Annotated in this window: 11 protein-coding genes; 5 read left to right on the top strand and 6 right to left on the bottom strand. The window is 73.3% G+C overall.

Annotation, left to right across the window (positions count from 1 at the left end):
* Positions 1-600: 600 nt before the first annotated feature.
* From MID12_RS21320 to MID12_RS21305, 4 genes are all read right to left on the bottom strand, one after another.
* Positions 601-1746, bottom strand: coding sequence for a GGDEF domain-containing protein (locus MID12_RS21320; protein WP_263169940.1), 1146 nt, complete (start codon positions 1744-1746; stop codon positions 601-603).
* 168 nt (positions 1747-1914) lie between these two features.
* Positions 1915-2730: an enoyl-CoA hydratase-related protein gene (locus MID12_RS21315; RefSeq protein ID WP_263169938.1), complete on the bottom strand. Its 816-nt coding sequence runs from the start codon at positions 2728-2730 to the stop codon at positions 1915-1917.
* Positions 2731-2929: 199 nt separating this feature from the next.
* Positions 2930-4225: an adenylate/guanylate cyclase domain-containing protein gene (locus tag MID12_RS21310; protein ID WP_263169937.1), complete on the bottom strand. Its 1296-nt coding sequence runs from the start codon at positions 4223-4225 to the stop codon at positions 2930-2932.
* 192 nt (positions 4226-4417) lie between these two features.
* Positions 4418-5317: a biotin--[acetyl-CoA-carboxylase] ligase gene (locus MID12_RS21305; RefSeq protein WP_040253070.1), complete on the bottom strand. Its 900-nt coding sequence runs from the start codon at positions 5315-5317 to the stop codon at positions 4418-4420.
* A 161-nt stretch (positions 5318-5478) separates the two neighbouring features.
* Here MID12_RS21305 and MID12_RS21300 point away from each other — a divergent pair, with 161 nt between their 5' ends.
* From MID12_RS21300 to MID12_RS21285, 4 genes are all read left to right on the top strand, one after another.
* Positions 5479-7086 (top strand): acyl-CoA carboxylase subunit beta, encoded by a 1608-nt coding sequence (locus MID12_RS21300; RefSeq protein ID WP_263169931.1) that lies wholly within the window; start codon positions 5479-5481, stop codon positions 7084-7086.
* A 48-nt stretch (positions 7087-7134) separates the two neighbouring features.
* Complete coding sequence (locus tag MID12_RS21295; RefSeq protein ID WP_040253068.1) at positions 7135-7341, top strand: acyl-CoA carboxylase epsilon subunit; 207 nt, start codon at positions 7135-7137, stop codon at positions 7339-7341.
* A 144-nt stretch (positions 7342-7485) separates the two neighbouring features.
* Complete coding sequence (gene mmpB, locus MID12_RS21290) at positions 7486-7614, top strand: morphogenic membrane protein MmpB (protein WP_257786943.1); 129 nt, start codon at positions 7486-7488, stop codon at positions 7612-7614.
* Positions 7615-7666: 52 nt separating this feature from the next.
* Complete coding sequence (locus MID12_RS21285) at positions 7667-8290, top strand: nucleoside triphosphate pyrophosphatase (RefSeq protein WP_263169925.1); 624 nt, start codon at positions 7667-7669, stop codon at positions 8288-8290.
* Between the two features lie 131 nt (positions 8291-8421).
* Here MID12_RS21285 and MID12_RS21280 read toward each other — a convergent pair whose 3' ends face one another.
* On the bottom strand, positions 8422-8889 hold the full coding sequence (locus MID12_RS21280; RefSeq protein ID WP_040253066.1) for a hypothetical protein: 468 nt from the start codon (positions 8887-8889) through the stop codon (positions 8422-8424).
* 426 nt (positions 8890-9315) lie between these two features.
* On the opposite strand from MID12_RS21280, the gene MID12_RS21275 reads away from it, so the two are divergent.
* The gene (locus MID12_RS21275; protein ID WP_040253065.1) at positions 9316-11088 is read left to right on the top strand and encodes an acetyl/propionyl/methylcrotonyl-CoA carboxylase subunit alpha; all 1773 of its coding nucleotides are present in this window, start codon (positions 9316-9318) and stop codon (positions 11086-11088) included.
* A gap of 116 nt (positions 11089-11204) precedes the next feature.
* Here MID12_RS21275 and MID12_RS21270 read toward each other — a convergent pair whose 3' ends face one another.
* Complete coding sequence (locus MID12_RS21270; RefSeq protein ID WP_078845151.1) at positions 11205-12155, bottom strand: DeoR/GlpR family DNA-binding transcription regulator; 951 nt, start codon at positions 12153-12155, stop codon at positions 11205-11207.
* Positions 12156-12368: the final 213 nt, after the last annotated feature.

Genomic DNA, 12368 nt, shown 5'->3' with positions numbered 1-12368 from the left:
CGGGCCGGGTTTTCGGTGCCGGGCCGGGCTGCCGGGTACCGGGTCGGCCGCCAACCGGCTTGCGCTCGGGGCCTGTTCGGTGTCGGTCAGCGCCTGCTCGGCGACGGGATGACAGTTCCACGCGGGGCAGGGGGCGCCTAGTCACGATCGTCACCAGCTGCCTATGCGAAATGCACACAGTGTGAATGTCGTTTGATCAGCAACTCGCTGCCGGTCGGCCCTGCGGGACGCGCCTGCGAGGGTCCGGTCACTCGTCAGCCGGGCACGTCAGAAGGGGTGCGGGGAGGGGACGTGCGCGATCCGGCCGCCGGGCGCGGTACGCCAGCCGGGGGCGACCGGAGCCACGTACGGGGTACGTGCACGAGCTGGGCGGGACCAGGGGGCGCGCGGTTGTGAGAGGGGCGGTTGAGGGGGGCGCGCGGGGGCGGGGCGAGTCGGGTGGGGGTGGCTGGGCGCGAGCGGGGGGCGGCTGGGGCGGGGCTGATGGTCCCGGGCCGCCTGCCTCGGCGAGCGCCAAGCGGTCAACGCCTCAGAGGCACGACCGCCCGCCCCCGGAGTGAGCCCTCTGCGGCGCGCCCCTCGCCCCCCTCGCCCTCCGCCTCAGGCCGGTCGCCGCCCCCGGATCCTTCTGCGCTCGCCCTCCGGTGGGGCCGGGGCGTCGGCGAGGCGGATGACCTCGTCGTCGGGGCCCTCGCGGCCGGCGACCACCGGCTTGTCGGAGCCCGCGGCCTTGGCGCGGTACTGGGCGGCGTCCGCGAGGCGGAAGAGGCGGCGGGCCGAGCGCACCGGGCCGATGGGGTCGCCGGTGGAGGCCACCCCGCAGGCCACGCCGTCGCCGACGCCGAGATCCGTGGCCCGGCGGCACAGCTCGCCCGCGACGCGGACCACCTCCTCGGTCGAGGGGCCCACCGAGAGCAGGCAGAACTCGTCCCCGCCGAGGCGGGCCGCGAGGGCGCCCGGCAGCATCGCGCCGCAGAGGGAGAGCAGGGAGCCGAAGCGTTCGAGGAGGCGGTCGCCGGTGGCGTGGCCCTGGGTGTCGTTGACCTTCTTGAGGCCGTTGAGGTCGCAGACGACGAGGCTGACCACGGCCTCCCCGGTGCGATGCTCCTCGATGGCCTCGTCGAGCCGGACATCGACGGCGCGGCGGTTGGCGAGCCCGGTGAGGGCGTCGGTGTAGGCGAGCCGGTGGGCCTCCTCCAGGCGCTCGGTCTGGGCGATGCCCGCCGCGACGACGGCCGCGAGCACGGTGGCGAAGTCGGCGTCCCCCTGGCCGAAGACGGGCTGCCCGTACGGTCGCGCCACATACAGCTCGCCCCAGGCCCGGCCGCGCAGCACCACGGGTGCGACCACGCAGCAGCCGCGCCCGCGCCTGCGCAGGGCGGCGACCCGCTGGTGGCAGTACCCCGCCTCCGCCTCGGCGGGGCCCTGGGCCGTCTCCACCCAGGCGTTCGGTTCGCCGCCGCCGATCCACCGCTCGTGCAGGAACTCGGTGATCTCCGGGAACTGGTGCACCGGATAGGCCTCGGCCGCCGGGAACTCCTCCTCGCCCTCGGCCCGCTCGCCGACGTTCACCAGGACCCGCAGCCTACCCAGCTCCCGCTCCCAGACGGAGAGCGCGGCGAAGCTGCCGTCCAGGCCCCGGCAGGCCCCGATCGCCGCCGCCTTCCAGGACTCACGGGACGACCGCGCCGCCGCCATCCCCTGCGCCAGTGACACCACGGCCCGGAGCCGCACTTCCTCCGCCATTGCTCCAGATTAGGGAGGTTTGCCCGGAGAGGGGCGATCAGGCGGCGAAGCGGGGGAACGGCGCCTGGCCGCCGTCCTCCCGGGAGGGGGACGCGGGGGCGCAGACCCCGGGCCAGAGCTCCGGGAGCCAGGGCGCCGGGCCGTGTCCGGACACAGCCCGGGTTCCTGCTACTCCCCCGGCCAGTTCGGCGAGCGCTTCTCGTTGAAGGCGGCGACTCCTTCCGCGCGGTCGCCCGAGAAGGCGGTGGCCCGCCAGGCGGCGTCCTCGATCTCCAGGCCGCTGGGCAGGTCGAGGCCGTTGCCCAGGCGCAGGGCGCGCTTGGCGTTGCGCAGGCCGACCGGGGAGTTCGCCGCCATCCGGGCGCCCATGGCCAGGGCCTCGGCGCGGTCGGCGCCCTCCTCGACGAGGAAGTCGACCATGCCGATCTCGCGGGCCTCGGCCGCGGGCACCTTGCGCGCGGAGAAGACCAGCTCCGCGGCGCGCGCCGAGCCCACCCGGCGCGGCAGCAGCTGGGTGCCGCCGCCGCCCGGTATGACGCCGACCGAGACCTCGGGCAGCCCGACCAGGGCCGTGGTGTCGGCCACGATCAGATCGCAGGCGAGCGCGATCTCGTACCCCCCGCCGAGGGCGAAGCCGTGCACGGCGGCCAGGGTCGGCTGGGGCAGTTCGAGGACGCCGGTGTAGGCGCGGCGGGCCAGCGGGCGCTGGCGGACCAGCTCGGCGTCGGTGAGGGAGTTGCGCTCCTTGAGGTCGGCGCCGACGCAGAAGGCGCGCTCATGGGTGGAGGTGACCACCACGACGCGGGCGTCCCGGTCCGCCGCCAGCGCCTCGCAGGCCTCGGCGAGCGAGGCCGCCATCGCGCTGGAGACGGCGTTCATCGCCTTCGGCCGGTCCAGCGCCAGTTCGGCGACGTAGGGATGCGCCTCGTGCCTCCGGACCGCCACGAAATCCCCGTACCGCTGCTCCACCACACCCTGCGCCACGACGCCCTCCGCTGACGTTAACGATCGTTACCCGGGGATCATGTCAGCTTTCCGGTGCCCGGCAAAAGGCCTCAGCGGGGGACTCCCGGTCCCCGGCGCGCGACACCCGCACTCGCGCCCCGCCGCACCTCGCGCGCCCGCCCGAGCACCGGCCGACCCAGCAGCGCCCGTCCCGCGCCACCCGCCCGGGCCGCGCGCCTCAGCCCCGCCGGGTGAGCAGCCAGGGCTCGACCACGCCGAGGCCGCGGACCGGGCGCTGCCACATCGGCTGGAGGGCGAAGCGGTAGTCGGGCGGCTCCTCGCCCTCCTTCTCCGCGGCGGCGGCCTCCTCGGCGGCCTCGGCCTCGGAGGCCGGGGCCAGCGAGGTCCGGGTCAGCTCCTGGGCGAAGGCGCCGTCGACCAGGACCGCGTCCCGGGGGGCGATGGAGGTGAGGCGGCTGGCGAGGTTCACGGTGGTGCCGAAGACATCGCCCATGCGGGTCGTGACGGTGCCGAAGGCGATGCCGACCCGTAGCGCAGGCATCGTCTCGTCGTGCGCCATGGTCTCGATGAGCAGCAGGGCGATCTCGGCGGCCGTACCCGCGTCGTCGGCGGCGTAGAGGACCTCGTCGCCGAGGGTCTTGATGAGGCGTCCGCCGCGGGCGGCGACCAGGTCGGCGGCGGTGGTCTCGAAGGCCTCGACGAGTTCGCCGAGTTCCTCCTCCTCCATGCGCCGGGTCAGCCGGGTGAAGCCCACCAGGTCGGCGAAGCCGACGGCGAGCCTGCGGTCGACCATCTCCTCGTCGTCCCCGGCCTGGACGACCCGGCCGGTGGCGGCGGCCAGCTGGCGCCGCCAGACGTAGACGAGGAACTCCTCCAGCTCCGGGAGGAGCAGTTCGACCAGGGGGTAGGTGACCTCGGTGCGGGTCATGCCGGGCTCGGGCGGCTCGGTCAGGCCCTCCAGGAAGGAGTCGATCTGCCACTCCGCGAGGCGCGCGGTGGTCTGCCCGGTGGAGCGGGCGACCTGCACCGCCATCGCCTCGCTGAGCAGCCCCGCCTCGACCAGGCCGGCGAGCCGCCGCAGGGCGAGGACGTCCGCCTCGGTGAGCGCCTTGGCCTGGCCGATGTCGGCGAAGCCCATGGCCCGCCAGAACCGCGAGGCCAGCTCCATGGAGACCCCGGCGGTACGGGCCGCCTGGAAGGGGGTGTAGCGGCGCTCGGCGCCGAGGATGAGGCCTTCGATGCGCAGCGCCAGCGGGTTCTCGCTGGCCTCCTCGGACTCGCCGTCCGCGCCCTCCCCCTGCGGGCCCGCGGCCCCGGAGCGGTCCGCGCCGTCCGCGTCCTCGGCGGGATACGCCTCGTCGAAGGGTTCCGCGGAGAGCGGGAGCCCGGCGTCGCCGGTCGCCCGCTCGCGCCAGCCGGACTCCTGCCGGATGCCCGGCTGCCCCTCCCCGGCCTCTCGCTGCGAGCGGCCGGGCCCGGGTGCCGCGCCGGAGCCCGTGTCGTCGACGCTCACGCCTGCTGCCCTTCCGATCTGCCGCGGTCAGTGTACAACTGGAACCCCAGTTTATGAGATCCAGCTCACGAGAGCCGCCCGGAGCCCGGTACCGCCGGGCGGTGTACCTCACCACCCCGGCGGACCGTCAGCGCGGACGTCCTCGGCCACGCGGTCCCGCGTGCCGACACAGTACGGCAGATGTGCGCTGTCTCACTCGCGCGGAGCGGGCCCCGCCGCCTTCAGATGCACGATGTCCCCGGCGCCCACCGGCTCCTGGATGCCGTCCTGGGTGGCGAGCACCAGGCGCCCGTCGCCGTCCACGGCCACCGCCTCGCCGATGATCTGCCCGCCGCCCGGGAGTTCGGCCCGCACCCGGCGGCCGAGGGTGGCGCAGCCCGCGGCGTAGGTCTCCTGGAGCCCGGAGAGCCCGGGGTCGCCGCCCGCCTCGCGCCAGTCCCCGTACCACTGGGCGAAGCTGCGCAGGATCGCGCGCAGGATGGGGTCCCGGTCGGTGCTCGCGGCGCCCGCGAGGGCGAGGGAGCCGGCGCCGGGGACCGGGAGTTCGTCGGTGCGCAGGCTGACGTTGAGGCCGATGCCGACGACCACGGCGCCGGTGCCCGCGCGTTCGGCGAGGATGCCGCCGGTCTTGCGCTCCTCGGCGCCGACGGTGACCAGGAGGTCGTTGGGCCACTTGAGTGCGGTGTCCACGCCCGCGGTACGGGAGAGCGCGGTCGCGGTGGCCACCCCGGCGAGCAGCGGCAGCCAGCCCCAGCGTTCGACGGGGACGGGCTCCGCGCCCTCCCTCGCGTCACCGGGGCGCACCAGGACCGAGAAGAACAGGCCGCTGCGGGCCGGGGCGTTCCAGCGCCGCTCCAGCCGTCCGCGCCCGGCGTTCTGCTCCTCGGCGACCAGCACGGTGCCCTCGTCCAGGGCGTCGGCGGCGGCCGTCAGATCGGTATTGGTGGAACCGGTGCTGGGCACGACCTCCAGGGAGGTCCACAGGGATCCGGGGCGGACCAGGGCGCGGCGCAGCGACGCGGCGTCCAGCGGCGGGCGGTCGAGATCGGACCAGCGGCCGCCCGGTTCGCCTCGGGCATCTTCAGACGTCATGCAAGCCAGCGTAGGTGTGGTCAACGCCGCACTGCTGAACCGTATGCACGCCGATACGCTACGACGCAGTAACCGTAGGCCAGTCGGACGGTCCCCGATCTCCGTCCCCGAACCGTCCCCCCGACCCGTCCCCATTTGAGCAGGCAGGGAGCCGCAGCCCGATGTCAGAGCCGCAACAGCCGCAGGAAACCCCCGCGCCGGACATCCACACGACCGCTGGCAAGCTCGCCGACCTGCAGCGGCGCATCGAGGAGGCGACGCACGCCGGTTCGGCGCGCGCGGTGGAGAAGCAGCACGCCAAGGGCAAGCTGACCGCGCGCGAGCGCATCGAGCTGCTCCTGGACGACGAGTCCTTCGTCGAGCTGGACGAGTTCGCGCAGCACCGCTCGACCAACTTCGGCCTGGAGAAGAACCGCCCGTACGGGGACGGCGTGGTCACCGGCTACGGCACCGTCGACGGCCGCCCGGTCGCGGTCTTCTCGCAGGACTTCACCGTCTTCGGCGGCGCGCTCGGCGAGGTCTTCGGGCAGAAGATCGTCAAGGTGATGGACTTCGCGCTGAAGACCGGCTGCCCGGTCATCGGCATCAACGACTCCGGCGGCGCCCGTATCCAGGAGGGCGTGAGCGCGCTCGGCCTCTACGGCGAGATCTTCCGCCGCAACACCCATGCCTCCGGGGTGATCCCGCAGATCAGCCTGGTCGTCGGGCCCTGTGCGGGCGGCGCGGTGTACTCCCCCGCGATCACCGACTTCACGGTGATGGTCGACCAGACCTCGCACATGTTCATCACCGGTCCCGACGTCATCAAGACGGTCACCGGCGAGGACGTCGGCTTCGAGGAGCTGGGCGGCGCCCGTACCCACAACGCGGCCTCCGGCGTAGCGCACCACATGGCGGGCGACGAGAAGGACGCCATCGAGTACATCAAGACGCTGCTGTCCTACCTGCCGTCGAACAACCTCAGCGACCCGCCGGCCTTCCCCGAGGAGGCCGATCTCGCGGCGAACGACGAGGACCGCGAGCTGGACTCGATCATCCCGGACAGCGCGAACCAGCCGTACAACATCGTCTCGGTGGTCGAACACGTCCTGGACGACGGGGAGTTCTTCGAGACCCAGTCGCTCTTCGCGCCGAACATCGTCACCGGCTTCGGCCGGGTGGAGGGGCACCCGGTCGGCATCGTCGCCAACCAGCCGATGCAGTTCGCGGGCTGCCTGGACATCGACGCCTCCGAGAAGGCCGCCCGCTTCGTGCGGACCTGCGACGCCTTCAACGTGCCGGTGCTCACCTTCGTGGACGTGCCCGGCTTCCTGCCGGGCGTCGAGCAGGAGCACACCGGCATCATCCGCCGCGGCGCCAAGCTGATCTACGCCTACGCCGAGGCCACCGTCCCGCTGATCACCGTCATCACCCGCAAGGCCTTCGGCGGCGCCTACGACGTGATGGGCTCCAAGCACCTGGGCGCGGACCTCAACCTCGCCTGGCCCACCGCCCAGATCGCCGTGATGGGCGCCCAGGGCGCCGTCAACATCCTGCACCGCCGCACCCTGGCCGCCGCCCCCGACAGCGAGCGCGAGGGCCTGCGCAGCGAGCTGATCCAGGAGTACGAGGACCGGCTGCTCAACCCGTACACGGCGGCCGAACGCGGTTACATCGACGCGGTGATCATGCCCTCGGACACCCGCAGCCACCTGGTCCGCGGGCTGCGCCAGCTGCGCAGCAAGCGCGAGTCCCTGCCCCCGAAGAAGCACGGCAACATCCCGCTGTAGTCCCGGCCCCCGAACCCCAATCCCCCGAACCCTTCAGGAGGAGCGGACATGATCAAGGTCGTACGGGGCAACCCGACCCCCGAGGAACTGGCCGCCGCGCTCGCGGTGGTCCGCGCCCGCGCCGCCGCGGCCGACGCCGCGCCGGACGGCGGCCCCGCGGTGCCCGAGGCCTGGGCGGACCCGGCGCGGCTCGCCGCCAGCCGGGTGCCGGCTCCGGGCCCGAAGTCCTGGGGGCGTACGTACTGGCCGGCCTAGGACGCCGATCCGCTGCGGGCGCCGTCGCACGAGGAGTGCGGCGGCGCCCGCTGCCGTGTCCGGCGGGGCACCTCCGAGGCGCCCGGCGGGGGTTGAGTACGCGTACTCAGGCCCCTCGTCGGTGCGGGCGCCAGGATGGTCCGCATGCTGTGGTCCGACCCGAAGAACGAGCCCCCGCAGGAGCTGCGCGAGATGCAGTCCATGCTGCGGCGGGCCTCCGTGCTGATCGCCGTCGCCGTGATCCTGGCGCTGCTGATCCTCGGAGTGCGCTGAGGTCCGCCGGGACGGCGGCGAGGGGCCCCGGCCGCTCGTCTACGCTGAGCCCATGAGTGATCAGCGCCGCCTCGTGCTCGCCTCCCAGTCCCCGGCCCGGCTCGGACTGCTGCGGCAGGCGGGACTGGCCCCCGAAGTGATCGTCAGCGGGGTGGACGAGGACGCGGTGAGCGCGCCGACCCCCGCCGAACTGGCGCTCGCCCTGGCCGAGGCGAAGGCCTCGGTGGTCGCCGCCCGCCCCGAGGTGGTCTCCTCCGGCGCCCTGGTGATCGGCTGCGACTCGGTCCTCGACCTGGACGGCGAGGCGCTCGGCAAGCCCGCCGACGCCGCCGAGGCGAGGGCCCGCTGGCAGGCGATGCGCGGGCGCGCGGGCACCCTGCAGACCGGCCACTGCGTCTACGACACCGCCTCCGGACGGCACCTCGCGGCCACCGCCTCCACCGTGGTCCGCTTCGGCAGCCCGAGCGACGCGGAGATCGCCGCGTACGTGGCCTCGGGCGAACCCCTGTACGTGGCGGGCGCGTTCACCCTGGACGGGCTCTCCGGGCCCTTCATCGACGGCATCGACGGCGACCACGGCAACGTCCTCGGCCTCTCGCTGCCGCTGCTCCGCAAGCTGCTCGCCGAACTCGGCGTGGGCATCACCGACTTGTGGGCGGCCGGGGCGCGGGGCTGAGCCGGACTCCGGCCCTCCGCCGCACGCCCGTACTCCCGCGCGCCCGTACGCCCGTACGCAGACCGAAGGCCGGCCACCCGGAGACGGGCGGCCGGCCTTCGCACGGCGCGTGGGGGCGCTTACGCGGGCGCTCAGGCGGGCTGCGGGGCGCCGCCCTCGGTTCCGGTCCCGCTCTCCGCGGGGCCCTCGCCCTTGTCGACGGCGTCGGCGGTCCTGGCGTCCGCGACCAGGGTCAGCACGATCAGGCCGAAGACCACCATCATGAAGACGAAGGCGAGCCAGCCGACCAGGCCGACGGTGAAGGCGCCGAGCAGCGCGTGCACAACTGCCGCGCTGATGAGGAGGATCCGGCCGATGCCGACGGCGGGCCGGTTGCGGATGCCGACCAGGAGCATGACCAGCGCGCACAGCAGCAGGTAGAGGCCGAAGACCCCGCCGCCGATCCAGGTGCCGATCGACATCGCGTCCGGGTCGAGCCCGCCCATCGACATGTCCTGCCGGTCGACGACGAGGCCGAGGAACCAGTTGAGGAGCCCGATCCCGATCGCCTCCCCCACCAGGACGACCGCACCCACCAGTGCCACCGGTCTGCGCACCACCGCACCCCACCCGCTTTCGACTTACCGCCCCTGAAGGGCCCGCCCGTTGCCCGGCAGACGGCCCCGGGTGGGCCGGTGGACCACGGACTCTTCCGGCCTGCGTACCACTACGTTCGAACACCGCGAACGCTACTAACGGGTAAACCTTGGGACAAGGGGTCGGGCAAAGGCAAAGAATGACTGGGCCATTCGTAGGGACTCCACAAAGAAACCCCGCAGGGCGCGGCACGAATTCACAGAGACCTTGACCACACCCGAGGGCTAGGGTGCGGGTGAGGAAACCTGTCTACGGCGGCACGACAAGGGGTTTCACCAAAAGAGCGGGCCTCGAATCACGCTCCGTGTGGGCAAGCTCACCACTGGGGACGGGTCGTAAGGCCGTGTCGGCTGTCCCTAAACTCAGCTTGTTTCAAGGAGGGAGCCATCGTGCGCAAGGTGCTCATCGCCAACCGTGGCGAAATCGCAGTCCGCGTTGCCCGGGCATGCCGGGATGCGGGTATCTCGAGTGTGGCCGTCTACGCCGAGCCGGACCGGGACGCCCTGCATGTCCGCGCGGCGGACGAGGCGTTCGCCCTGGGCGGTGACACTCCGGCGAGCAGCTACCTCGACATTGCGAAGGTGCTGGCGGCCGCCGCGGACTCGGGCGCGGATGCGGTGCATCCCGGCTACGGGTTCCTTTCGGAGAACGCCGACTTCGCCCAGGCCGTGCTCGACGCCGGACTCATCTGGATCGGTCCGCCCCCGCAGGCCATCAAGGACCTCGGCGACAAGGTGGCGGCCCGTCACATCGCCCAGCGGGCAGGGGCCCCGCTGGTCGCCGGAACCCCCGACCCGGTCGAGGGCTCCGACGAGGTCGTCGCCTTCGCCAAGGAGCACGGCCTGCCGATCGCCATCAAGGCGGCCTTCGGCGGCGGCGGTCGCGGCCTGAAGGTCGCCCGCACTCTGGAGGAGGTCCCGGAGCTGTACGACTCCGCGGTGCGCGAGGCGGTCGCCGCCTTCGGCCGCGGCGAGTGCTTCGTCGAGCGCTACCTCGACAAGCCGCGCCACGTCGAGACCCAGTGCCTCGCCGACAAGCACGGCAACGTCGTGGTGGTCTCCACCCGCGACTGCTCGCTGCAGCGCCGCCACCAGAAGCTGGTCGAGGAGGCCCCCGCGCCCTTCCTCAGCGAGGCGCAGAACAACCAGCTCTACGCCGCCTCCAAGGCCATCCTCAAGGAGGCGGGCTACGAGGGCGCCGGCACCGTCGAGTTCCTGGTCGGCGCGGACGGCACGATCTCCTTCCTGGAGGTCAACACCCGCCTCCAGGTGGAGCACCCGGTGACCGAGGAGGTCACCGGCATCGACCTGGTCCGCGAGATGTTCCGGATCGCCGACGGCGAGGAACTGGGCTACACCGACCCGGCGGTGCGCGGCCACTCCATCGAGTTCCGCATCAACGGCGAGGACCCGGGCCGGGGCTTCCTCCCCGCCCCCGGCGCCGTCACCACCTTCAACGCCCCCTCGGGCCCCGGCGTCCGCCTGGACGCCGGTGTCGAGGCCGGCAGCGTCATCGGCCCCGCCTGGGACTCGCTGCTCGCCAAGCTGGTCGTCACCGGTGCCACCCGCGAGCAGGCGCTCCAGCGGGCCGCCCGCGCCCTGGACGAGTTCCAGGTCGAGGGCATGGCCACCGCGCTGCCCTTCCACCGCAAGGTGGTCAGGGACCCGGCCTTCGCGCCCGAACTCACCGGCTCCAAGGACCCGTTCACGACCTTCACGCGCTGGATCGAGACCGAGTTCGTCAACGACATCGCGCCCTTCCAGCCCGCCGGTGAGGGCGAGGGCGACGAGGAGCCGGGCCGCGAGACCGTCGTGGTCGAGGTCGGCGGCAAGCGCCTGGAGGTCTCGCTGCCCTCCTCGCTCGGCATGTCGCTGGCCCGTACCGGGCTCGCCCAGGGCGCCAAGCCCAAGCGCCGCGCCACCAAGAAGTCCGGCCCGGCCGCCTCCGGCGACACCCTCGCCTCCCCGATGCAGGGCACGATCGTGAAGATCGCGGTCGAGGAGGGCCAGGAGGTCAAGGAGGGCGACCTCATCGTGGTCCTGGAGGCGATGAAGATGGAGCAGCCGCTCAACGCGCACCGCTCCGGCACCGTCAAGGGCCTCGCGGCCGAGGTCGGCGCCTCGATCACCTCGGGCGCGGCCATCTGCGAGATCAAGGACTGAGCCCCTGGCGCCAGTTCAGCCGGGAAGCCCCGCCGGACCACCGTCCGGCGGGGCTTCCCGCATCCTGCTCCCTGCCTCCTGCTCCCTGCCTCGTGCTTTCCGCTTCCCGCCCCGCCTCAGCGCCTGCGCAGATCGGCGACCCGGGCGCCGGGCTGCTCCAGTGCCGCGGCGCTGCGCAACTGCGGTCCGCCGCCCCCGACTTGGCCGCGGCGCGGACTCGGCAGCGGCACCTGCGGCCGGGACTTGCGGCCCGCCGGGCGCTCCCCCTCACCCCCCGAGGGGGGCCGCTCCCCGGCGACGGTGATCTGCACCCCCTGGTCGGCGAGCGCCTGCAGGGCGGTGGCGGCGCGCTCCTCCTGGGCCGGCGGCTCGTCGGTCACCAGGCGGGTGATCAGCTCGGTGGGCACCGTCTGGAACATGGTGTCGGTGCCCAGCTTGCCGTGGTCGGCGAGGACCACGACCTCGGCGGCGGCCTGCACCAGGGCCCGGTCCACGCTCGCGGAGAGCATGTTGGAGGTGGACAGGCCGCGTTCGGCGGTCAGCCCGCTGCCGGAGAGGAAGGCGCGGGAGACCCGGAGGCCCTGGAGGGACTGCTCGGCCCCGCTGCCCACCAGGGCGTAGTTGGAGCCGCGCAGGGTGCCGCCCGTCATCACCACTTCGACCCGGTTGGCGTGCGCCAGGGCCTGGGCGACGAGCAGCGAGTTGGTGACCACGGTGAGTCCGGGCACCCTGGCGAGCCGCCGGGCCAGCTCCTGGGTGGTGGTGCCCGCACCGACGACGATGGCCTCCCCCTCGCCCACCAGGGAGGCGGCGGCGTCGGCGATCGCGGTCTTCTCGGCGGTGGCGAGGTGGGACTTCTGCGGGAGAGGGGACTCCCGTGTGAAGCCTCCGGGGAGCACCGCGCCGCCGTGCCGGCGGTCGAGGAGCCCTTCGGCCTCCAGGGCCCGTACGTCCCGGCGTACGGTCACTTCGGAGGTCTGGACGACGCGGGCGAGTTCCCGGAGCGAGACCGCTCCGTTCGCCCGCACCATTTCGAGGATCAATTGGCGACGTTCTGCAGCGAACACGAAACCGACAGTAACGCGGGCGACCGTCTGCTTTCAGCGGTTTGCGGTGAACAACGGAAGTTGTCCGCAGTGTGCCGCGCGAAGTGGTATATGCGACCACGAAATGGCCGAGCCGTCGCACAAGTGGCCTCCGGCCGCCTTTCCGGCGTACCGGAATCGGCCGCCCGGAACACCCAACTCCCTTTACGGAATAGGGAGTTGGCGGAGGGAGGA

This window comes from Streptomyces sp. SCSIO ZS0520 (assembly GCF_025643355.1).
In the GTDB taxonomy this organism is placed as follows: Bacteria; Actinomycetota; Actinomycetes; order Streptomycetales; family Streptomycetaceae; genus Streptomyces; species Streptomyces physcomitrii.
This window is presented reverse-complemented; position numbering and strand designations above follow the sequence as displayed.